The 23,133-nt window shown below is 43.4% G+C and carries 25 protein-coding genes; 4 read left to right on the top strand and 21 right to left on the bottom strand.

Annotated elements, in window-relative coordinates; genetic code table 11:
• Positions 1-11: 11 nt before the first annotated feature.
• From traM to WJU16_RS03465, 15 genes are all read right to left on the bottom strand, one after another.
• Complete coding sequence (gene traM, locus WJU16_RS03535) at positions 12-1,349, bottom strand: conjugative transposon protein TraM (protein WP_341836945.1); 1,338 nt, start codon at positions 1,347-1,349, stop codon at positions 12-14.
• The gene (locus WJU16_RS03530; protein ID WP_341836944.1) at positions 1,339-1,623 is read right to left on the bottom strand and encodes a nitrogen regulatory IIA protein; all 285 of its coding nucleotides are present in this window, start codon (positions 1,621-1,623) and stop codon (positions 1,339-1,341) included. The genes traM and WJU16_RS03530 overlap by 11 nt, the downstream gene beginning before the upstream one ends.
• A 23-nt stretch (positions 1,624-1,646) precedes the next feature.
• Positions 1,647-2,072, bottom strand: a complete 426-nt coding sequence (locus WJU16_RS03525) for a hypothetical protein (RefSeq protein ID WP_341836943.1) — start codon at positions 2,070-2,072, stop codon at positions 1,647-1,649.
• A gap of 10 nt (positions 2,073-2,082) precedes the next feature.
• Complete coding sequence (traK, locus tag WJU16_RS03520; protein ID WP_341836942.1) at positions 2,083-2,706, bottom strand: conjugative transposon protein TraK; 624 nt, start codon at positions 2,704-2,706, stop codon at positions 2,083-2,085.
• A 15-nt stretch (positions 2,707-2,721) separates the two neighbouring features.
• Positions 2,722-3,717 (bottom strand): conjugative transposon protein TraJ, encoded by a 996-nt coding sequence (gene traJ / locus WJU16_RS03515; protein WP_298939000.1) that lies wholly within the window; start codon positions 3,715-3,717, stop codon positions 2,722-2,724.
• 3 nt (positions 3,718-3,720) lie between these two features.
• Complete coding sequence (locus WJU16_RS03510; RefSeq protein WP_341836941.1) at positions 3,721-4,353, bottom strand: DUF4141 domain-containing protein; 633 nt, start codon at positions 4,351-4,353, stop codon at positions 3,721-3,723.
• A gap of 61 nt (positions 4,354-4,414) precedes the next feature.
• Complete coding sequence (locus WJU16_RS03505) at positions 4,415-4,630, bottom strand: hypothetical protein (protein WP_341836940.1); 216 nt, start codon at positions 4,628-4,630, stop codon at positions 4,415-4,417.
• A 22-nt stretch (positions 4,631-4,652) separates the two neighbouring features.
• Positions 4,653-7,160: a TraG family conjugative transposon ATPase gene (locus WJU16_RS03500; RefSeq protein WP_341836939.1), complete on the bottom strand. Its 2,508-nt coding sequence runs from the start codon at positions 7,158-7,160 to the stop codon at positions 4,653-4,655.
• Complete coding sequence (locus tag WJU16_RS03495) at positions 7,157-7,489, bottom strand: DUF4133 domain-containing protein (protein ID WP_341836938.1); 333 nt, start codon at positions 7,487-7,489, stop codon at positions 7,157-7,159. The genes WJU16_RS03500 and WJU16_RS03495 overlap by 4 nt, the downstream gene beginning before the upstream one ends.
• An 11-nt stretch (positions 7,490-7,500) precedes the next feature.
• Positions 7,501-7,845 carry a DUF4134 domain-containing protein gene (locus WJU16_RS03490; RefSeq protein ID WP_341836937.1) on the bottom strand — a complete coding sequence of 115 codons (345 nt, stop codon included), beginning with the start codon at positions 7,843-7,845 and terminating at the stop codon, positions 7,501-7,503.
• Positions 7,846-8,024: 179 nt separating this feature from the next.
• Entirely contained in the window at positions 8,025-8,411 is a 387-nt protein-coding gene (locus WJU16_RS03485) for a hypothetical protein (protein ID WP_341836936.1), read from the bottom strand.
• A 131-nt stretch (positions 8,412-8,542) separates the two neighbouring features.
• A complete protein-coding gene (locus WJU16_RS03480) occupies positions 8,543-9,250 on the bottom strand; it encodes an IS4 family transposase (RefSeq protein WP_341836935.1) in 708 nt (235 codons plus the stop codon).
• On the bottom strand, positions 9,229-9,747 hold the full coding sequence (locus WJU16_RS03475; RefSeq protein WP_341836934.1) for a DUF4372 domain-containing protein: 519 nt from the start codon (positions 9,745-9,747) through the stop codon (positions 9,229-9,231). The genes WJU16_RS03480 and WJU16_RS03475 overlap by 22 nt, the downstream gene beginning before the upstream one ends.
• Positions 9,748-9,834: 87 nt before the next feature.
• The gene (locus WJU16_RS03470; RefSeq protein WP_341836933.1) at positions 9,835-11,091 is read right to left on the bottom strand and encodes a hypothetical protein; all 1,257 of its coding nucleotides are present in this window, start codon (positions 11,089-11,091) and stop codon (positions 9,835-9,837) included.
• Positions 11,092-11,117: 26 nt separating this feature from the next.
• Positions 11,118-12,236, bottom strand: coding sequence for a hypothetical protein (locus tag WJU16_RS03465; protein ID WP_341836932.1), 1,119 nt, complete (start codon positions 12,234-12,236; stop codon positions 11,118-11,120).
• Between the two features lie 238 nt (positions 12,237-12,474).
• Between WJU16_RS03465 and WJU16_RS03460 the strand changes: the two genes are divergently transcribed.
• Positions 12,475-15,096 carry an AAA family ATPase gene (locus WJU16_RS03460; protein ID WP_341836931.1) on the top strand — a complete coding sequence of 874 codons (2,622 nt, stop codon included), beginning with the start codon at positions 12,475-12,477 and terminating at the stop codon, positions 15,094-15,096.
• A gap of 18 nt (positions 15,097-15,114) precedes the next feature.
• Here the strand turns inward: WJU16_RS03460 and WJU16_RS03455 are convergent, their stop codons facing one another.
• The 5 genes from WJU16_RS03455 to WJU16_RS03435 are packed head-to-tail and all read right to left on the bottom strand — an operon-like array spanning position 15,115 to position 17,591.
• Positions 15,115-15,747, bottom strand: coding sequence for a conjugal transfer protein TraD (locus WJU16_RS03455; RefSeq protein WP_341836930.1), 633 nt, complete (start codon positions 15,745-15,747; stop codon positions 15,115-15,117).
• A 2-nt stretch (positions 15,748-15,749) separates the two neighbouring features.
• Complete coding sequence (locus WJU16_RS03450; protein ID WP_341836929.1) at positions 15,750-16,022, bottom strand: DUF3408 domain-containing protein; 273 nt, start codon at positions 16,020-16,022, stop codon at positions 15,750-15,752.
• Positions 16,023-16,033: 11 nt separating this feature from the next.
• Entirely contained in the window at positions 16,034-16,324 is a 291-nt protein-coding gene (locus WJU16_RS03445; protein ID WP_341836928.1) for a DUF3408 domain-containing protein, read from the bottom strand.
• Positions 16,325-16,337: 13 nt separating this feature from the next.
• A complete protein-coding gene (locus WJU16_RS03440) occupies positions 16,338-16,742 on the bottom strand; it encodes a DUF3408 domain-containing protein (RefSeq protein ID WP_341836927.1) in 405 nt (134 codons plus the stop codon).
• Positions 16,743-16,754: 12 nt separating this feature from the next.
• Positions 16,755-17,591: a ParA family protein gene (locus WJU16_RS03435; protein WP_341836926.1), complete on the bottom strand. Its 837-nt coding sequence runs from the start codon at positions 17,589-17,591 to the stop codon at positions 16,755-16,757.
• A 663-nt stretch (positions 17,592-18,254) separates the two neighbouring features.
• On the opposite strand from WJU16_RS03435, the gene mobA reads away from it, so the two are divergent.
• From mobA to mobC, 3 genes are all read left to right on the top strand, one after another.
• Complete coding sequence (gene mobA, locus WJU16_RS03430; RefSeq protein ID WP_341836925.1) at positions 18,255-18,698, top strand: conjugal transfer protein MobA; 444 nt, start codon at positions 18,255-18,257, stop codon at positions 18,696-18,698.
• On the top strand, positions 18,695-20,008 hold the full coding sequence (mobB, locus tag WJU16_RS03425) for a conjugal transfer protein MobB (RefSeq protein WP_341836924.1): 1,314 nt from the start codon (positions 18,695-18,697) through the stop codon (positions 20,006-20,008). Before mobA ends, mobB begins: the two co-directional genes overlap by 4 nt.
• Before the next feature lie 138 nt (positions 20,009-20,146).
• Complete coding sequence (gene mobC / locus WJU16_RS03420) at positions 20,147-22,147, top strand: conjugal transfer protein MobC (RefSeq protein ID WP_341838644.1); 2,001 nt, start codon at positions 20,147-20,149, stop codon at positions 22,145-22,147.
• 27 nt (positions 22,148-22,174) lie between these two features.
• Here the strand turns inward: mobC and WJU16_RS03415 are convergent, their stop codons facing one another.
• On the bottom strand, positions 22,175-23,035 hold the full coding sequence (locus tag WJU16_RS03415; protein WP_341836923.1) for an AraC family transcriptional regulator: 861 nt from the start codon (positions 23,033-23,035) through the stop codon (positions 22,175-22,177).
• Between the last annotated feature and the right edge of the window lie 98 nt (positions 23,036-23,133).

Below are 23,133 nucleotides of genomic sequence, written 5' to 3'. Positions count from 1 at the left end.
GTGTTGAACAATTAGTTTTTTGAAACAAGGAACAGTTGATGACCTGCCTTGACGGTTACTTTAGGTGTTTTCACTTTTTTGGAGAAATAGCCGGATATGCCCTGTACCACGCCACGGCTCAAGTCGCCCGCCATTTGCTGTCCTGCCGAACGAGTCATCATAATGCTGGTGCCTGAAGTCTGGCTCATGTTGGAGGCGATTTGCGTTAAAGCGTTCATTTCGGGAGAATATGGTACATTTAATCCTTGCTGCCCGTCAAGACCATATACCGTAATATCTACAGGCATGAAATAGCCATCTAATTCAATAGAAGTAACTTTAAGTTGTAGGCGATTGCTCCCAAACTTGGCTCTGGCTGTTATGGTAGTTCCCTGCGGAATAATCCTATCTGTGATATGGGCAGGTTCCAACAATCGTAATTTCACATCACTGTCCTCCGTAACGGTCTGTGTTTCCTGTACCACCGCCCTGATGCTGTTTTTAGACTGTATCACCTGCTCCGAAACACCCGCTGTATAAAAACTCCGGTTCCGTGTTTGATTCCAGCTTGCAAGAAAAGCACTGTCGGTCGGTTCACGGTAAAGGGCGGAAACAGCATTTTTTCGGCTCGGGGTGAATGCCGCAAAGTGTTCCTTTTGCGTGGCCTGGGACGATACCGCTGTTGCGGAATCGCCTTTGGCTGACTGTGCAGGATTATTTATGCCTGAAGGCAGATAGCGTGAAGCCATCTCGTAAGATTTTTCCATCAGGGCCAGTTGATCCTGTACCGTAGAGGTAGGAGGTACATTCTTTTCTGCCAGTTGTTCCTTCAGTTCTTCGACCTGCTTTCGCAGTTCCTGTGTCTCGTAGTTGTTATCCTGATAGAATGAGCTCAGGGTACTCTGCGCATTGCGGTAACTATTCAGGGCAGGATTACCCGACCTTCTTTTGCCATCTTCGTAGCCAGTATCTTCTCCAATGCCTTCCTCCGGCTGTTCTATCTGTTCATCAGTTGCACTGTCAGTGCTCCAGTAGTCAGAAAGCGAGGTCAGTGCATCACGTTTTTCCTGCATTTTCTTTTCGAGCATTTCCTGTTCGTAAGCCTTTTGTTTATCAGATTGAAGTCCTGCATCGGTGGCTTGCGGCACGGCATCGTTCAAACCGATATCTTCTACTTTTTTCTTGTCAGAAGAAGGTTTAAAGATCAGGTACATGCAACCGAAAAACACAATACCCATCAGGATAAAAATGACCGGCTTTTTAAGTTTTTCTGCCTTTTTATGCACACCCTCATTGGGTGCATCTGTACCGGTTTTCTGTTCATCTTCCTCGACCAGAAAACTCACTCTTTTGTTTTCGTTATCTTTCATACATTTTATTTTTAAGAATTTTTGAAATACTGTCCTGCGATGGAACCGAGGACTTTTTTTGTTTGATAACCGGGTTCTCAATATGCTCAATGTTCATTCCCTCATTGGGTTTGCCAACATCATAACATACTTTCACGATGACGATGACAGACAGTAACGCATAACCGGCAAAGAGCAACAACATATATCGATGCTGTTTTTTCCAGGGCAATGCACGCCACCGTTCATCGAGCTTGTCGATCCGGTTATTGATGATTGTTCTTAAATTTTTCATTCCATAATTATTGTTGCGGATTTTTATAGCTTTCGCCCTGTACGGGTAACAACTTTTTGTATGGCGGCATCACTGACCATAGCAATAGACTCTTTTGATCTTGGTGCGCCAATCGTAGACAGGTTATTTAATTCCGTTTTTTTCAACAGTTGACCAAAACGATCTTTTTTCGTGACCTCCATTTTTTGGAGATTAAATTTGCCGTTCTGGTATTTTACCCACATGCTGCATTCAATTCGCGGTTTGTCTTCACCCGACCATTGCAGGTATCCCGTCAACAACAATACAGGCTTAGGTACACCCTCCGCACCATTGCGGCAGTTGTTCAGGTATTCGCCAATACTTTCTTTCAGCTTTCCGGCATACGCACCCTGCGTATGGAAATAACCGTCATATCCTTTGTCAGTAAGGATTTTCGCAAATGCGTTCAAATCTGATAATGCTTCCATAATATTGATTTTAGCGGTCTACGACCTCCACGTCTTTGTTTTCCAACACAGCAAACTTTTCGATATTGAAGCCCTGCGGGTTGTTGTCAGATCGAACAGAGTTGACCAGATAGCAGGAGGTAGCCAGGCTGCGCCTTGTTACATTGCTTGAACGGATGATAAACTGTTTGGCATAAGTTCTTACGGCATAGGGATAGTTGTCAAAATTGCAGACTACACTGTCCACTTCGATGCGTTGCTGTACGTTGCCGGATATGATCCGGTTGTAGTAACCTTTTTCCGAAAGATCCTTGTAATAGTCAAAGGCGCTTTTGTCGGCAAGGTTGAACGCCCGTTTCATATTGCTTTCGATGGCATTTTTGTCCGGTGCCAGCGTAAAGAACAGTTCATGAAAGCGACGTACATGCTCACGGGCTTCTACCGGCCTGTTAATACTTGCGTCCTGTGAGAGTGCCAGCATCAATGATTTGCCGTTGTCAAGCACATAAACTTTTTGCCTTTGTTGCTCCGCAAAGCGGTAGGATTGCCAAACGGCATATCCCACCACGCTAATGCAGAGTACGGCAAATACAATGGCATATAGCCTTATTTGCCTGAAACTGTTTTCGATGTTTCTTAAAGTCTTAAATTCCATTTCTATTAATGATTATTATTTGTTCAATAGCCTGCCACCGATATTGCCTGCCACAGCTCCGGTACCGGCTCCTGCGATATTTCCTGTTTTCGATGCGGTCTGGTTGACATTGCGCATAAAGTTCCCTGCGCCTCCTGCCTGGATTACCCAACCCGCTACTGTTGGAATGGTGAAGTAGCCCACAATGCCAATCAACATGAATATCACATACACCGTATTGGAAGTATCAGGTATGTAGGTGGGGTCAGCCAGCATCTCGATATCCCGCTCCAGGATAAGCGACTGGATTTTGGCGAGCATAGAGCTAAACATATCGGCGATGGGCAACCATAGATATACGCTGATGTATCGGGTGAGCCATTGCGTAAGAGTGGATTGGAAGCCATCCCACACCGATATGGCAAAAGCTATCGGCCCCAGTATTGAAAGCACGATCAGGAAGAACGTTCGTATCGTGTCAATGACCAATGCCGCCGCCTGAAAAAGCATTTCAAGCAGTTCCCGGAACCAGTCGCGGATACTTTTCTTTAGATCGTACATTCCTCTTTCCATGTACATGCCCGACATCGTTACCAGGTCAGATGGTGACCAACCCAGCTCGTCCAGCTTTTTATCAAACTCTTCGTCCGATACCAGATAGGCTGTTTCGGGATTACGAAGCATTGCCTCCCTTTCCAGCAGGTCTTTTTGTTCTTGCAGCTTGTTCAGGTCAAGTACCTGATTTTGCAGCATTGCATTTGTGCCTTTCACCACCGGGCTTAATACCGCATTGATAGTCCCCAACACAATGGTTGGGAAGAACATTATGCAAAGCCCTATGGCAAAAGGTCTTAAAAGAGGAAACACGTCTATCGGTTCTGCCCGACTGAGTGCTTGCCATACCTTTAAAGCCACATAGAACAACGCGCCTAACCCGGCTATACCTTTTGCCACTGCCGCCATGTCTGCCGATAATGGCACCATCTCATCGTACAGTGAGCGCAGGAGTTGATGAAGATTTTCCCATTCCATAGCTTACCAGTATTTTTGTTCAGCAGTACCATACAGTTCCAGCACTCTTTTGGTGTTGTTCTGTTTTTTTGCCCGCAGAATACTCACAGAAATATTCTTGTTGGTATAGTAGCGGACAAGATTGTGATAGTCCTTTACTTCTTTGTACACACGGTCAATTACGTCCATGCGCTCCTTGTCGTTCAGTGAGAGGCCGTTGGAGGAAACAATCTGTTTCAACTCCTTTAACAGTTCGGTGCTTTCGTTGAGCAATGTGGAATAGCCGTTGGCAATTGCCGAAAGCTCCTGTGGTGTGAAATTGGGATCGTTCATCATCTTTCCGAAATTCTTTACATACATTTCGGAAACATTACCTACAAGTAAAACAATCTGCTGCACCTTACGTGCATCTTTGACAAGGTTGTTCACGGCTTTGAGTTTGTCGTAATATTCCTTGCCCTGGTCATACACTTTTTTTACCTCGTTGAAGTTCTTTACCACATTGGACACCGTGGATGAGGTCTGTACAATTTCATTGGCGCTATTGAGAATACCGGATATAAGATTTCCGGGATCGGTCACGACCCATTGCGCTTTTGCACAAGGTGCTACGGCAAGCATGATTGCCGTACACACTACTAACATGATCTTTTCCATTGTTTCTTAATTTTTAAAATGATTAATAATTATTTTGCTTGTCTCCTTCAGGTGGAAGGCATTATATCTTCCTGCCCTTTTTTCTGCCGACTCCAGTGGATTGTTTCTGTTGCAGATCATTGAGCCGGATAAAAAAATCCTGTAGGCTTTGAGGCTTGGTTGCCGCAACATCCTTACATAGTTTTGCAAAATCCTGCTCCTCCTTATTTGCGGGATCGGCTTCAAATATTAAAGCCTTGTTGCCCCCTATGGGCAGCGTGATTTTTTCTTTTTCCATCTTTCCTGCTTTTTAAAATGGGTTAATAGTTATCCGCTTTTTCACGCCTCTGAAGAGCAATGCGTTTGATCGCCATTTCCACATTGCCATCCAGTTCATGGGCGAGTTGCATCACTTCCATTTTTTCCGACTCCTCTGTGGTATAGGCCAGGTACTCTTCCAGGCTAACTTCGGTGGCATATACAGCCGAGTGCGTGCCGCCCAGCCCGATCCAGACTTCCTTGTAAAGCCTGCTGGCATCATTGTTCATATTGATCGAAAGGATCTGGGATTTTTCTTTTTCGGTGAGGCCAAGCATTGCCTGGATGTCATCGAATTTGTTCATGTATTTGCGCTGGTCTAATAAAATTTTACAGTCGCTATTATTGATGATGCTTTCCTTTACGATGGGAGACTGGATAATATCATCTACTTCTTGTGTCACGACGATAGCCTCGCCAAAAAATTTGCGGACGGTTTTGAATAAATATTTTATATACTCCGCCATTCCCTCTTTCGCAATGGCCTTCCACGCTTCTTCGATCAAAATGAGTTTACGCACACCTTTTAGCCTGCGCATCTTGTTGATGAAGACCTCCATTATGATGATCGTTACGATGGGGAACAAAATTTTGTGATCCTTGATCGCGTCAATTTCAAAGACTATAAAGCGCTTGGAGAGCAGGTCGAGTTGCTTATCGGAGTTGAGTAAGTAATCATACTCGCCACCTTTGTAATACGGTTCCAGCACGTTGAGGAAGTTGGCAAGATCAAAGTCTTTTTCCCTTACTTTCTTTTCTTCCAGCACTTCCCGGTAGTCGCTTTGTACATATTCATAGAAGCCGTTAAAGGAAGGATAATCCTCATGTTGTTTGATGCGTTCGATATAACCGCTCACAGCGTTGGACAACGCTACTTCTTCGGAGCGTTTCGGAGGTTCGTCGTCACGTTTCCAAAGGGTAAGAATGAGTGTTTTGATGCTTTCCCTTTTTTCAATATCGAACACACCATCGTCCGTGAAGAAGGGATTAAAAGCAATCGGGTTATCCTCGGTGTACGTAAAATACACACCGTCTTGTTCTTTGGTTTTTCCTTTGATGAGTTCGCACAAGCCCTGATAACTGTTACCGGTATCCACGAGCAGAACGTGAGCGCCCTGTTCGTAATACTGCCGTACCATGTGGTTGGTAAAAAAAGACTTGCCTGAACCCGACGGTCCTAATATGAACTTATTGCGGTTCGTAATGATGCCGCGCTTCATGGGCAGATCTGAAATATCCAGATGAATAGGCTTGCCTGTAAGCCTGTCAGCCATCTTAATCCCGAAGGGTGAGGGTGAACTCTGGTAGTTGGTTTCTTCGGTGAAGAAGCACAATGCCGGTTCAATGAACGTATAAAAACTTTCTTCACTGGGGAAGTCGCCTGCATTTCCCGGCATCGCTGCCCAATACAGCGTGGCAACATCTGTGGTGTTGTGCCGTGGCTTGCATTCCATCAATGCCAGTGCACTGCCCGTGTCGTTCTTCAGGTGCTTCAGCTCATGCGGATCGTCTGACCAGGCCATCACGTTGAAGTGTGCCCGGATTGAGGAAAGCCCAAAGCTGTGCGCTTCATTAAGATAACGCTCGATCCACTCTTTATTGATCTGGTTGGCACGACTGTACCTTGCCAAGGAGTGCATATTGCGTGCGGACTTTTCAAACTTGCGCAGGTTCTCTTCGCTGTTATCTAAAAACAGATACTGATTATAAATGTGATTGCAGTTAAGCAGCAATCCTACAGGCGATGCAAAGGATAAAAGGCAGTCGCTCCTGTCTGTTGAAAGTTTTTCGTATCGGGTATTTGCCGATACCGTTCCTGGAAGGTCGTCCGTATCAGATAAGGTATGCAGACTTAAACGTTTATTGCCTACGCGTACTTCCTCATTTCCCAGGCCGATATCCTGCATAGCTGTTCCCGCTTCCCTTGACAGGGTAAGATATTGCTCCAGTAATCCCAGGCTTTTCGGCGTACCCATGATGTCTTCTTCGCTAAGGCGTTCCAGTTTCACAAACCCGCTATCGTTCACGATCCGCTCAAACTGAGCTACCGCCTCCATAAAACGGCGAACGGTTTCCCTGTCCCTGATTTCTTTGGGAATAAGAACACCTTTACAAAGCGAACTGAAATTGCTTTGCATCCGCATTCGTTCCTTTGTTGTCTTGGTCAGGAAGAGGTAGCAATAATGGTTCAGGAACGGGCGCTCATTAAAATGGCGCTGATAAGATTTTGCAAGAAAGCTCTGGTTCTCCTGCGCAATGTCGGGATCGTAGTTCTCTCTGATATACCAATCTTGCTTGTGGATAATGGAAAAGTCTGGCAATGTTTTGATCGCCTTGTGCCATGCCGAATGGATGGCATCGTATTCCGGTGCAGCTACGGTGAACAGCTCCGGCAGATGTACCCGAAAACAGGCCGTTATATCTGCATCCTTGGAGATGATGCAATGGTTCTCCACTGCGAGCAGCGGAAACTTGTTTTCCAGTGTCGTGGTCTTTGCGGTGTTTCTCATACGGCACTGGATTTATGGGTTAACTTCAGGTAGCGATGAACAGGCTTACGACAGACGATGAACTTCGGGTGTCTTTTTCTTGCACCGAGCTTCATTAATCCGTGTTCACCGTACTTACCATTGAGCGCAAATGTTTGCCAGATAATGAGCGATGCACCACCGGCTCCAATGACCAGGCAGATATAAGAGTTCACCCCAACCATGTACATCACCATCACAAGGATCAGCACACCTAGCAAACCACCTGCAAAAATGAACAGGTACTGCGCTTTCAATCCGTTGAACTCAACTGTTCTTCCGATGCCTTTATTGATATTGTAATTACTCATAGGGCGGCGGATTAAAGGAAGAATGAACGAAGGATGGTAGCAGCCACAATAAGGAAGATGCACGCACCGAACCAGCTTGCCGCTGTCTTGCTCGTGTCAGGGTCGCCACTGCTGAATTTGTTGTACACCTTAACACCTCCGATTAACCCAACGACGGCTCCAATGGCATAAATTAATTTGGTAGCCGGGTCAAAATAAGAGGTCACCATTTGTGTGGCCTCGTTGATGCCCGCACCTCCATTTCCTTGAGCGAATACACTAAATGCTGACAGCAATGCAGCGCCTGTCAGCCACACTTTTTTCTTTGCTTTTCCATGTTTGAACTGAATTATTTTGTTACTACTTTCCCGCTTCATGCGGGCTTCGGAACAAAAATGTCATGGAAATCGAAGCACTCTAATGAAGTGTCTTTCAGTGGAATTACTTGGCAGTATGTGGCTTTGTAATGAGGTTTCAGGGCATAAAAAAAGTGTCAGGATTCTACAATCCTGACACTTGAAAATGAAGTACAATAAGCAGCAGTTTTTTAGTCGATCTACATCTTTCGACCTTTACCTTTTTGCGATTTATTTACTGGCGATTTGATCACCGGCTTTTCTTTTTTCACCTGCTTTTGTTGCCTTTTCAGATTTTCCTTTATAATTTCCGGCAAGTATGTTTGCTGCCACGGAATTGTTTGGGCGGTGAAATGGCATTTTACGCCGATCTTTTTTAAATCGTCTTTTATATCCCAGCCACCGTGCCTGTTCCACCCAATAGGATCAAGGTCTTTCTGGAACGGGAACTGAACCGCTATCAGGTCTTTTGGGAACTCAGTGATCTTATCGTAATCCAGTTCCCTAAATTCATGTTTCTTCGGATCGTAGGGTATCAGGTAGGCGTTCCTGTCTTCAGAAAAATAATGATCGATTTCATCGAACACTATCCCATTTGATAAAAAATCATTCTTGTCCGGTTAAAAACAGCAATTCCTGCGCTGTAATGTAGATCCAGCGTTGGTTTCAGTTGATTATTTGCTTGTTTCATTTTCAGGGGTAGTACCCCGGGTATCCGTCAGGTAGTAAATGCAAAATATGCATTGTGTGTTTTTCTCCAAGCTTTGTAGGTGTCTTTTATGAACTCCAGCAGATTCACATAGCTGGTTAAATGCAGCCGGATGACGGTTATCATATTCGCAAAGGATTTTTTTGTAGCTGCTTTTTTCCGGATAACCACCATCAATAGTTGTGCGATCAGCACACAATACACCTGGATCTTAATTGCGTTTGGGCTTTCACCCCAGAAGTAGCGCAACGGAAAGTTTTGCTTGATTTGCTTGAACAGTAATTCAATCATCCAGCGATTCTTGTAAATCGTTGCGATCTGAGTGGCCGGCAGTGTAATATTATTGGTGATGAACACATAGGTTTTACCTTCTTCAGAGAGATAGGTTATCCTACGTAGCTTCAGTCGTTGAACAACAGTGCCATTTTGTTTTACGCCCACTGTTACCAGTTGTTCTTTTAATACACCCTTCGATTTTCGCTGCCGGGTTTTATCCACCAGTACCTTGGTTACATGAAAATCAGCATTGCCACGCTCGCGGGTTACAAACCAGATTTTCTGATCCGCCCATTTGGCGAACTGGTTGTAGGTAGTGTACGCTTTATCAAAAACAATCCAACTGTTGGGCACCAGTTTTAGGTGGTAGAGAAACTTGCGGTCATGCTCCCGGGCTTCTGTAATCCGGATAAACTCGGTTACCCCGCTGAAGGCATCCATGAGCGCATGTACTTTGATGCCTCCTTTTTTCGGGCACCATCCAGCCGGTTGCGGCCCACACCTCGAAGGATTTCACTGAATAATTGAATCGTAGTACTGTCTATTACTTTCAAATTTCTGATACTCAATCCTTTTAACCGGCTGTCCGAGATAAAGCTATGGTACCGCCTGAGCAATCCGTAGTAAATCGTTTCAAAGACCTGATAGTGGCGATTGCTGTTGGCATCGGATAAAGTACTGCGTGCGGGCGCCTTATCCAGTCCTAAATGGGAGAGCTTACCTTCACAGGCGAGCAGCCCTTCACACAGCTCCCGTAGCCCGTTACAGTAGCTGAATACCCCATAGAGCATACTCACCAGGTGGACCCGGAAGGAAAGGGTTTTATAGTATCGGTTAGCTTTGTGTTTGCGGTTGGCAGCATGAATAAGTTGCCCGGGAATAAGCTCTAAAATCTGAGAAAGTATCGGCTGTCCGGGAATTTTTTTAATTTCACCCATTAGTGAAGTTTTGTTGTGGTAAACCAAACTTAACTAATCTGGGTGGTTCTTCGGAACTGCCCTTTTTATACCCCGGATTCGATTACTTTAGTCGGACAATAGTGATAAAAAATCATCTTTTGGCCGCAGCATATCCATACGGATGTCCACATAAAAAAGATGACCGGCAATATCAACAGTAGGTAACCTTCCTTTATTCAACCGCAGGTCAAAAGCATACTGATCCACCATGAATTCAAAATCAGTTTTAGCCTTTACCTCATCCGCGGTGAGGCCATACTTTTGTGCCATACCTACGGGATCAAGCCCCACAAATTCCGGTATCTCGATCAATACATCGCTTTTCTCAAACACATCGGGAATATTCTTAGCTTTCCTGTTGTATTCAAAAGAATACCCCTCACCGAAATCCGTCATATCTGTAAAGGAAATTACATTGCCTTCATTGGCTTTTTCCCGAAGTTCAAATTTGCCCACATCAACAACGAAGGCTGTTCCTTCTATATCCACTGTAGGCAGTTGCTGTTTTGATGGGTTGGCATTCAGGTTGTGAAATGCTGGGTGGTGCTGGCTTTTCAAGGTGTTGATATATTCTTCATAAGGAATGGTCTGCGGATCATAATGCATGGTAAGTGCCCTGTACATCAATCCATACCGTGGATCATTCCCATACCTCAAATTGGTGCCGATGGGGTCAAGGTCGGATAGACTGGGAACCTCCAGGATCAAACGGTCAGTGTTTTTGTCAATAGTACCATCCCTGAACGGGTCTTCAACCCTGGAGGTTGATGTGTTGTAAAACAGGCGATACGATTCACGGTCTATGGAAAAGTAATCATACAGCGCGCTCAGGTAAATGGTTTCCCCGTTGCCATCCTGCGGACGCAATGCGTTGCCAGCTACATCAATTTCAAATCTTTTCCCGGCGAGGTCTATGGTTACAGGAACGCCGTCCATTCTTCTGCCAAAAATGTCCTGGTCTACCATGATCTCAAAATCGGTTTTTTCCGAAATGTCTTTCAATGTGCACCCGTATTTGCGGCACATGCCGTCCGGATCAATCTCACCAATGCAGGGTATCTTAACGGTAATAAGCGGATCACCTTCGGGTGCCGTTTTGGGTTTTCCTAAAACAACAGGTTTATTCCGCAGATAAGGTGAATGCAAAACATGGAATTTTTTGGAAACCCTGCTGTAATCAAACTCATAATGCGTCTCATAATTCCGCATAGATGAAAAGTAGATCCGGTTATCGGGATCTGCCTTTTCTGAAAGTACTATTTTGTCAATGTCAAAGAGAAACTCCGTGCCCTCAATGATCACCGTTGGTTTTTCATTTTTCATTTTTTTGTTTTTAAACACATCAATTGCTACATCTTGCGCCCGCGTTTTCGGGATTTGTCAACCGTACGATCCGGTTTTTCCTTTTTCGACTCCTTTTGCAGCTTATCCAGATTCTCTTTGATCCTTTCAGGTACATAAATATGTTCCCAGGTTTCAGGAACGGCTTTAAAGTTCATCCGTAATCCCGGTTCTTTCATTTCATCGATCAGGTCAAAGCCATGCTTCTTGTTCCACCCAACAGGGTCAAGTATGGCTTCGTTCGGGAAGGAGACAACCATTAGGTCTTTGGGAATTTGCGTGATCGATTCGTAATCTATGTCCCGGAACTCATGTGCTTTCGGGTGGTACGGGATAAAGTAGCGTTGTGTATCATGATCATAGAACTTCTCAATCTCGGAGAACACGATGCCTTTGGAACGGAAATCATCTTTTGGGCGGAGCATATCCATCTGTATATCCACATAAAAGGTATGCCCTTCAATATCCAGTGTAGGCAACACGCCCTTATTCCAGCGCAGGTCCAGCAGACTGCCCTTCTCTATGGTAAGCCCAAAGTCGATCTTTCCTTTTACCTCCTCTAAACTAAGGTTATACTTTTGCGCCACGCCTATGGGGTCAATACTGGTTAACTCAGGTATTTGCACTAATTGCAGATCTGTTGAATCTGTAAAGGCCAGTTCCCTTCTTCTTTCATTGGTAGGGAAATTTTTGGTACTTACATCATAATGAAAAGTATATCCGTTTCCATTACCAACATATTGCATTTCCTTTATGTGCATCACATTTCTCGGGTTGGATTTTTCGCGCAATTCATCTTTGAGTCCATCAACGATAAATTCCGTTCCTTCAATAAACACCGTTGGTTTTTCCCGCTCTGTTTTTCCCGCTTCTTTTTGCTGGCGCACGTCAACCACCCAATCAATATAGCTTTTTGCGTCTTCCATATTATGAGGAAACGATTTCCTGCGCCCGGACAGCTTGGAATCATCAAGACCAACTATAAACCCGTATTCGGGAAAGTCTTCTGTACGATAAACAATAATGAGGTTATTGATGTCCTTTTCAGCAACGTTGTTCCTGTGGCTGGCGATGGTATGTCCTTTATATTCCTCGAATATATAGTCGAGATCGTCTTTTTTGATCATAATTGTAATATTTAACCGGAACCAATAATTTCGCTGCCGGTCAAATGTCAGGACTGAGTGAAGAAATGCTACCGGAATGTCTTTCAGGGGAACTGTTTGGCAGCCCGAGGCGTTTGAGGCGCTTAGCGATCAGCAAACAGTCACTACTGTTTTCATCTTTTTTTGATATTTTAGTAGGGTCTAACTACAAGTTGCAACAGAATCAAACGATAACGAACCTTATCTAAAATCTAAATTAATGGCGCAGGAAACCAAACTGAGCAAGAAGCTGCCCGAAACCTTAGAGGCCGAAATCAAAGTATTTGCTGATGGATTACCCTATTGGTCGAAGTATATGGCGGAGAAATGGCTATCCGGATCAGTAATCTCTGAAGAAGTTACCACTGCCGCGTATTTCTTCTTGTTAGAAGAATTGGGATTAAAAACAAAAAGTGAACGCCAGACACTTGTGATCAAATACGATGTTCAAAAATCCGGGAATCACAAAAGTGATCTTCTGTTTGCAAAAGTTCAAAATGTAGAAGGCGTTAATGCGTTAATGGAAGGGCAGACAATAGAATTTGGCAATCATCTTACCATTATTTATGGTGCAAACGGTTCGGGAAAATCTGGTTACACCAGATTGTTTAAGCTCGTTTTTTATTCTAAATCGAAAGAAGAAATTTTAAAGAATATTCACATTGATACGGGCCATAAAGCTGTAAGCGCAAACTTTAGTTTTACCTCTGGTACCGATTCGATATCATTAACACTGAACGACAAGGGGAAAGCGGAGTTCACGCAATTTTCCGTTTTTGATGGCAAGAGTGTCATTCGCCACCTTGACCAGCGAAACGAATTTGAGTTCAGGCCGTCCGGCCTTGCTTTCTTTGCTGATTATACCGCTGCGCTTGCAATGGTAGAGCAGAAACTAAATGCTGACCTCTCCTTAAAAAAGACAGGTAGTACCGCACAGGATCTGGCAGACCTGTTTGATGGCGAATCTGAAATAAAATCTTTTGTACAGGCGTTGAGCAGTAAATCAAAGGCAGCAGACCTTCAGAAATTTGCCCCCTTTACCGAAATCGACAAAGCTGAAAAGGTAAAAATCGACAAAACCTATGACGAGCTTTTACTCGCTTCAAAAGATAAAGAGAAGCAGATATCCCAACTATTAACGATAAAAAAATTATTGGCAGAGAACAAGCTGGCTGTTGAAAAGCTGAATCAACACTTTGGCATAGATTATCTGAAAAAAATAAGGAACGCTATACAGGATTGTTTAGATAAAGAAAGCATTACAAAAGCAGAGGGCGTTGAAAGTTTTAAAACGGAAACCATATTAGGGGTAGGATCAGAGCAATGGAAAAACTTCATAATTGCAGCGGAAACTTTTGCCAGGATGCAAGATCCTGAGCAGCATACCTATCCCAAGAAGGGCGATAGCTGTCTGCTTTGCCAGCAACCATTATCGCCAGATGCTATCAACCTGATTGCTAATTATTGGTCATTTATCAAGAGTGTTGCAGAAGAAAATTTCAACAAATCGCAGGAGATCCTCAACAAATTGGAAACCGGCTTGGGAAAATTTGTCTTTGATCTGTTTCCGGAAAACAACACGCTTACCGACTGGCTGACGGAGCGGTATCCTGAAGCGCTGCAATCATTAAAAGATGCACTTGCCCAACAAAAAACGCTTTGTGAAACCATAATATCAGATGTCAAGGCTAAAAAGATTGTTGATCATACTGAAGTCCTGACATCATTGGAACACTATAAAACCATTGGTAATTATATTGACACAGTCATCGCCTCTCTGCGGGAGAATGAGCAAAGCAAGGAGTTAGCGCAGCTCAATGCAAAAAAGACTTACCTGGCTCATAAGGAAAAGTTTAATACGCACCTTGCAAAGTTTGAAACGTTTTTGGAAAACCAGGATTGGATTGCGAAGGCAGGAAAAGCAAATTTCCGAAAGGCCAAGACAGATACCACTTATGCTGAAAAAGCATTGTCCGATAAATATTTCAGCCAGAAATATATCGATGCCTTTAATGACGAATGTAAAAAGATGAATGGGAATTTTGGCATTGAGATCAGTCACACAGGCTCCGCCGGAAAATCCTACAGGCAGTTAAAACTGAAAGGTAATAATCCTAACGCGGTACTAAGTGAAGGAGAACAAAAAGTTATAGCAATCGCGGATTTTATTGCTGAAATGAGGCTTTCGGAGATAAACCGGGGAATAATATTCGATGACCCTGTAACCTCGCTGGATGAGACCCGAAAAAGTGAAATCGCAAAAAGGCTTGTTGAAGAAAGCCTGAACAAACAAACGATCATATTTACACATGATCTTGTTTTTGTTTCGTCACTCATTGGGCACTGCGCCGATATCAAAGCAACTCATGTATGCCACTGGATTGAAAACAGAAGCGGCAATCCTGGCCAGATATGGCTGAATAATGCCCCATCGTATGAAAAAGAATACAGGAGCGCTGAACCTGCCAAAAAATACTACAACGAAGCGAAGAAGGATGACTGTCCTCCCGCCCAAAGAGAGTTTCTGCTGAAAACAGGATTTGCGTCCCTCAGAACCAGTTATGAAGTGCTTGTAATAAATGATCTGTTTAAAAATGTAGTGCAGCGGTTTAATGAGCGAGTAAGCATTGAAGCGCTCAATTCTGTTTTTTTCGATAGCGGGCTGATAGATGAACTGCAAGATAGTTTCGGGCAATGTTGCCGCTATATGGAAGGGCATACACATAGTGATAAATATGCTTACAAAAAGCCGGAACCCAATCACCTTAACGAGGAAATTCAGCGGTTTGAGGCTATCAGAGCAAAAGTCAAAAAATTTAAAAAGCCTGCCACGGAACAATAACAAAAGGGAGCTGCCTTTTCAGACAAAATCCCCAATGTCAAAGTCACTCAAATCATTTTTCCGCAAATCGGAAGAACCGGAATCCATTCCTGTAGGCAGGCTCCTGTCCAATAACGCTGCAATCTTTCGGGAAGCGCCTTCCATTGAGTTTTCCAAAAGGCTGAATAGTTCGGTTCCTTGTATCCTTTGAACTATATCCACCGCTTTTTGCTGCAAGGCCGGTTCCAACACTTCTTGCTGTAACAAGGCCCCCACGGTACTCAGTTCGTCGAAGGTAACCCCCGTGGCAAAACCGTCATCGCCGTTCGGATAACCATATCCATTCCATTCTTCCTCCTCTTCTTCAAGGTTGGGGCCGTCCCCAAAAACTTCATCCAGCTCTTCCTGCGGAATTTCCTTTGCGAAACCCTTTTCATTGGTTTCTGTTTCAAAATTATCAGCCGTAACCTTCGGTTTAGCTAATTGACTTTGGGTGGCATTACTTGGCACTGCGTGTCGTACATGCTGCTTTGGCTGGCCCATTATTTCCGGTAAATCAGGATCTAAAGGCGGCTGTTGCCGATTGTTTCGCACCACTTTTTTTATGGTGATTTTGTCCTTCGCCAGCAGAACAATGACGATGAGCAGACATATTAAAATCAGCAGTTCCATAACTAAAAAATGGGTTTGTTCTTGTCGTTATAAATGGTTTTTATTTCCTGACCAAAATCCGGGAAGTGGTGCTTCAGAACACTATGCAGATAATCAGCAATATTAATTTTCCCCGAACCAAGTATAAATGCAATGTGGGATATTTTTTCGTGGAACTCCGGGCTGACATATACCGTCTTCCCGTCTTTTGCCAAAAAACCTGTAGGTGTTAAGAATGCCAACTGATATTCGGCAATGCGTAACGTGTTCCTTTGTTTTTGATTTGTCTTTTTCATGGTCCAATATTTTAAAAAATGGGTTTAAACTTTTCATTAAAATCCTCTGTAATCGCCTTCTCGAACTGCTCGAAATGATGTTTGAGTATATTGTCCAGATAAGCATACAACGGGATTTTATCATCTCCGATGACGTGAACAATCCTAACGATACGCTCATGGTATTCAGGGCGTATGTAGATCGATTTCTCACCCCGGCACGCCATTGCGTGCTGTTTCAGGAACTGGGTTCCGTAGCTTTCTTTTTTAACAGAGCCATTATTTGCCTGCATGGGCTTTCCGTTTTTAATATTCTTTTTCATTGGTTTTGTTTTACTATAAAATGGGTTTATACCTGTCATTGAAATAATCCGTTATCTCGTTGCCAAATTCCCTGAAATGGTATTCGAGAATATTGTCTATGTAGGAATAGAGCGTAGTTTTATCCTCCCTTGCCAGTTGAACGATCCGCAGCAACCGCTCATGAAACTCCGGCCTGATATAAACCACTTTGCCATTTCTTCCGGAAGGGTAACGATTGGTTAAGAAAACATCTTCGTAGTCAATTTTCTTTGATGAACCAGACTTTGTTTTTTCACGGGCTTTAGGCTCTTTCGGCTCCGCGTGATCCTTGCCAGCCTTTGTTACCGGAGCAGGTTCATCGCCGCTCATAATGTTCATCAGGTAATCCTCATCCACGTTGGGTTTCTCAAATCCTTTCTTTATGTTATCTGTATCCATATCACAACTGATTTAAGAATGAACAATTTTCAAGAACTCTTGTACAAAGAGATCCATTTTAGTCATTTTCAGCAGGCCCGGCTCTGCGGCAAGCAGGCTTGACCGGAAGATGTAGTTGCCCGTATCGTCCGTTTCCTTACGGAAGCGCTTGCTGTCCATAATTCTTGTATCCATAATGGAAAGGCCAAGCTGTCCGATCACCGTTTGGTAAGCCTCATAAAGCATCGTTTTCTCCCTGCCGTCCACCTGGTTCCAGAACAACCAGAATACCTGCTCTTTATTGGCATTCTCAATTTCAGGGAGCTGGAGAAATGCTTTAGCAAACCCCAGCGTACTTTCCACTACAAACCGGTCCGCAGTGATAGGGGAAAAAATGAAATCCATTGCTTTTAGCGTTGTCAGCACGCCCTTTGTGTTTGCCGTTCCCGGCAAGTCAAAAAAAATCATATCGGGGTGTGCCGCAGATTGCTGCACATACTCCAATGCTTTGTCCAGCGCTTCATCTGCCTTGCACCGGATAACGGGATAGGCTTTCTTATTGATAGCCTGGAATTGTTTCATTGCAGCTTTTTTGTGATAATCGTTCTGCATAACGGTCTTCAGATCCCTTTCCCTCATTTTGCTCAGGCTGTGCTGGGGAAAATCGCAGTCCAGTACCACTATATTAAATCCGAGCCGGTAATGGAGCAAGCTGGCAAGCAGGGTTGTTATGGTTGATTTTCCCACGCCGCCTTTTTGTGTGGAGAAGCTGATTTTTAAAGTTTTTTTTACTGTTTCCATTTTTCTAAAATTTAAAATTGTCCATTTGATAAATTGTGCAGTTGTACTGCCGCTTTTCTGCTTTACCATTTTTCCGGGTTGCTGTACCGTTGTGTTTTTTTACAGTTTCCCTGTTATATGCTTTTGCTTAAATCTGAAAACCCGTAAAGGCTTGTTTCTGTAAACATTGCTGCTTTTACGTTTTTATGGTTTTAAAACTTTATACTTTTGCGCCCCTGCATTTTTAAACCTGTGTTCTCTTCCTGTTTTCTGTATGTGCTTGAAACAGCACATACATTTTGTTTTTTTCTTTTCCGCACTTTTTTCTGTAAGTGCTCCTGTATAACTTTGAAACAAAGAAAATACCTCAGGCAGCTATATTTTAGAATGTGGTAGTCATTGGCGTTCAGTGGCAGTCTTTGGCAGTGTGGAGCACTGTAATGCTTTGACAAAGCAGCCTTTACTTTGTAATAGCTCCAATGCTATGGGTAAATGGAAAGAACATTACAATATACAGGTAACAGGTGGAACGGCTCGCAGCCGTTTTTTTCTGCTTTATCTAATCCGTCCCGCAGGGCGGATTTTCTGTTCACCCGAACAGAGCAAGTTGTGTTTTGAGGCACTCGGAACCTGTTCCGTGCCTCAAAACAACTTGCCCTTGCAGGGGGCCGGAAAACACCCTCCGAAGTCGGGGTTTTTGTTGGATTAATGAACGATCAGCTCGCTGACGCTCGTTTTAAAAATTATATAGTGATGAATGAACAGCAGAAAAAGAAACAGTACAAAGGTGGCCGTAACCCTAAAGTAAACCCAAGCATCCACCGTTATGTATTTCGTCTGACGGATGAAGAAAATGCAAAATTCCTCTCGCTCTTTGAAGCCTCTGGAGCAGATAACAAGGCACAATTTGTTACCTCTTTACTGTTTGATAAACCGGTAAAGAGCGTTAACATAGATATGGCTGCAATGGATTATTATACCAGATTAACCACGTTGTTTGGGCAGTTCAGGGCAGTTGGTGTCAATTATAACCAGGTCGTGAAGATCCTTTACCGAAATTTTTCGGAAAAAAAGGCCGCCGCTTATCTCTTTAAACTGGAAAAACAAACAGCAGAACTGGCAAAGCTATGCCGTGAAGTGATGAAGCTGACAATGGAATTTGAGGCTAATCACCTCAATAAAATTGACGGGAAATGATAGCAAAAATCGGTCACGGGGTAAATATGACGGGTGCACTTTCTTACAACCAGCTTAAAGTAGATAAGGAAAACGGCGAGATATTGACCATGCACAGGATTATCGAAACAGCCGATGGCAGCTTTTCGGTGGCGCAATTGTTACGCTCTTTCCAGCCTTATCTGATGGCCAATAAACGCACCGAAAAGCCTGTATTGCATATATCGCTCAACCCAGATCCGGGAGATAAGGTAACGGACGAAAATTTTAAGCAGATTGCCAAAGACTACATGGATCGGATGGGGTATGGCGATCAGCCTTATGTGGTTTTCAAGCATACCGATATTGAACGCACACATATCCATATTGTATCGACTTGCGTGGACCGCTATGGTAAAAAGATACCGGATACCTTTGAGAAGCTACGTTCAATGGACGCTTGCAGGGCATTGGAACAAAACTATAACCTGATACCTGCCACCGAAAAGCAGCGTACAGGGAACGAGCAGATATTCCGCCCGGTGGATTATAAAGCCGGTGACATTAAAAGCCAGATAGCATCCGTTGTGCGGCACCTGCCCACGTATTACCAGTTTACAACACTGGGCGCTTACAATGCCTTGCTTTCGCTATTTAACATTACCGCTGAAGAAGTAAAAGGAGAACTACACGGGCAGCCCAAGCAGGGTATCGTGTATTTTGCGCTGAACGAACAGGGAGAAAAAGCCAGCAACCCTTTTAAATCATCCCTTTTTGGTAAAGATGCCGGATGGGAGGCGTTGCAACAGCACTTTATCGAGGCCAAGAAAAAAATGAAGACTGACCCCACAAAAGCCATCCTCAAAAATACCATTGAAGCGGCAATGCACCTTACCGGCACCGAAGCCGATTTTAAAAAGCAATTGATGGAGCAAGGCATTAACACCGTTGTACGACGCACCGGGGATGGGCGCATTTATGGTATGACATTCATAGACCATGAAAGCCGTATGGTTTGGAATGGATCACAACTGGATACAGATCTTTCAGCCAATGTTTTTAACGATTGGTGGAAAGAGCAGTTTGCAGAGCATCGTCAGGACGACGACGATGCAAGGATCAACACGCCATTGCCAACCACTGGTAAAAATATTGGGGAAGCGTCAGACGAAACCCATGAGCTTTTTGATTTTCTGAACGAAGAACAGCCTGCCTACCTCAATGAAGACTTGGGACTTATAGATGCGTTAGGTGGATTATTGCCCGAAGCCCAGGGCGAAGATTACGAGGAACAGGATTTTACTAACCGGATGAGGAAAAAGAAGAAAAGAAAAAGGCTGGGCAGACAGTAATAACTTAGGCAGTTCCAGGAGTATCAGATAAATTATTCTATACACGCCAAATACTGCCACTAAAAGCCATCCGCCGCCACTTACTGGCAACCGATAATCACAACTTCTAAATTCACCTGCATCACTTCAATTTATTGAATTATGCAGGGAGAAGACGATCTGAGAGGATTAGCCAAAATCATGGCTTTTATGAGAGCAGTAAGCATCATCATTGTGTTGATGCACTTTTATTGGTTCTGCTACGGCTTCTTTGCCGGGCGTGGCTGGACACTTGAAATTATTGGTAAGATACTGACCAATTTCAACCGCACAGCAGGGCTTTTTTCAAATACCCTTTACACCAAAATTTTTGCGTTGGTTTTACTGGCGCTGAGCTGTCTGGGTACTAAAGGCGTAAAAAATGAAAAGATTACCTGGACAAAAATCAATACAGCATTAGTCATTGGTTTTATTCTATTCTTTCTAAATACACCCCTTTTAAAGTTATCCGCAGAGACTGCCACTACGCTTTACATACTGACCACCTCATTAGGCTATATCGCTCTAATGGTTGCGGGCCTATGGATAAGCCGCTTGCTGCGCAATAACCTGATGGATGATGTTTTCAATAACGAGAACGAGAGCTTCCAGCAGGAAACCCAGTTGATGCAGAATGAATATTCGGTGAACCTCCCTACAAAGTTTTATTACAAAGGCAAATGGAACAACGGATGGATCAATGTAGTCAATCCTTTTCGCGCCTCGATCGTATTGGGAACTCCCGGTTCCGGTAAAAGCTATGCCATCGTAAACAACTACATCAAGCAACATATTGAAAAAGGCTTCAGTATGTATATCTACGATTTCAAGTTCGATGACCTTTCCACCATTGCCTACAATCATCTGCTGAAACATACCAAGAAGTATAAAGTAAAGCCTAAATTTTACGTCATCAACTTTGACGACCCGCGAAGGAGCCATCGTTGTAATCCTATCAACCCTGAGTTTATGACAGATATATCCGATGCTTACGAATCCGCCTATACCATTATGCTCAATCTTAACAGGTCGTGGATTCAGAAGCAGGGCGATTTTTTTGTGGATAGCCCAATTATCTTATTAGCTGCAATTATTTGGTTTTTGAGAATTTATGAAAACGGCAAATACTGCACGTTCCCACACGCAATAGAATTGCTGAATAAAAAGTATGCGGATGTCTTCACCATTTTAACTTCTTACCCGGACCTGGAAAATTATTTGTCTCCTTTTATGGACGCCTGGCAGGGAGGGGCGCAGGATCAGTTGCAGGGGCAGATAGCATCGGCAAAAATTCCGCTGTCAAGAATGATAAGCCCGCAGCTTTATTGGGTAATGACCGGTGATGACTTCTCATTAGACATCAACAATCCTAAAGAGCCGAAAATATTATGTGTAGGCAACAATCCCGACCGGCAAAATATATACTCTGCTGCGTTGGGTTTGTATAATTCGCGCATCGTAAAACTCATCAACAAAAAGGGGCAGTTAAAGAGTTCCGTCATCATAGATGAGCTTCCCACGATCTACTTCAGGGGACTTGATAACCTGATCGCAACTGCCAGATCAAACAAGGTGGCAGTATGTTTAGGTTTCCAGGATTATTCGCAGTTAACCCGCGATTATGGCGATAAAGAAAGTAAGGTAATACAGAATACTGTTGGCAATATTTTTTCCGGTCAGGTGGTAGGAGAAACCGCCAAAAACCTTTCCGAACGCTTTGGTAAGGTATTGCAGAAGCGACAAAGCATGACTATTAACAGGAACGACAAATCCACTTCTATATCCACACAAATGGATAGCCTGATACCAGCGTCTAAAATCTCCACCTTAACACAGGGCATGTTCGTTGGGGCTGTGTCCGACAATTTTGATGAACGCATTGAGCAAAAGATCTTTCATGCGGAAATTGTAGTGGATAACGAAAGAGTTATGGTAGAAACCAAAGCATACAAAAAGATACCGCAGATATTATCCTTTACCGATGAGAACGGAGCGGATAATATGAAGCAGGAAATTGAAGCTAATTACCGGAAGGTAAAAGCAGATATTGTGCAGGTGATCGAAAGTGAGCTGGACCGTATAAAGAACGATCCTGATTTGCAGCACCTGGTGCAACAATAAAAAATGGTATCACAAAAACATTAGAACTTAATGTTTGTGGTCATTCTTATATTGTTTGGCAGTTTTGCCAAATGCGCTTTTAAACATTTTGTTTAGATGGCTCTCATCCGTAAAATTCAATTCACCTGCTATTTCCGAAATGGTCAAGTCGCTGAATTTAAGCCTTGTTGTCACTAAATTGAGTTTGTAACGAATAATATAGTCTTTAATCGTGCTTCCCGTCTCAGCCTTAAAATACCTGTTTAGATGGTCGGTCGATTTACCAAAATGAGTGGCTACACTTCTGATCTTTAGCAATTCACTATCGTAAATGTGCTGCTGTATATATGCGGTAATTTCATGTACTCTGCTTTTGGGGTTTTCCCTTTTCGAAAATAGTGAAATGTTCTGCTGTATATTTCTTGCAATGAAATGAAGCAGCAGAAAAATGATATCCTGGATAATGATCTCATCAAAGAATTGTTTTTTGCCCTTTTCTTTGATCAACTGGTTGATCAGTGCTTTGAATATTGGTTTGTCAGGATCGGATACAATGCTGCCCTGAACATTATGATGATTATGAAAGATAAATTCCAGTTGTTTATACAATTCGCTGATATTGGCTTTCGTTTCTCCAACCCTGCGATTCTTCACAAAAAAGCCTTTAGTAAAATCTACTATACAGAATTTGGTGGGTGTGCTTATTTCAAAGGTGTGCGCATCTTCAGGTGTAAGCAGGAAAACGTCACCCTTTGAAAATTCAAATTGGTTGTTATTGATATTATGTATACCCGTACCATCCAAAACATAAATGAGTTCAAAAAAATGATGTTTATGCAGGCCGGAATTATTAGAAGCCAATTCCTTAACGGTGATTTCCTTATCTGTAAATAGCTGCAACGATTTCATGCAGTAAAGCTACCGAAAAATGTCGGTTTTTTACCTGTTTTACCCTTTCTCCCTTATCTACCTTTGCAAAAAGTGAAGTTGTGTTATGCCTGGCGATA

The sequence above is a fragment of the Chitinophaga pollutisoli genome (genome assembly GCF_038396755.1).
GTDB classification, from domain to species: domain Bacteria; phylum Bacteroidota; class Bacteroidia; order Chitinophagales; family Chitinophagaceae; genus Chitinophaga; species Chitinophaga pollutisoli.
The sequence above is the reverse complement of the archived record's forward strand: the minus strand, read 5'-3'. Positions and strand labels throughout refer to the sequence as shown.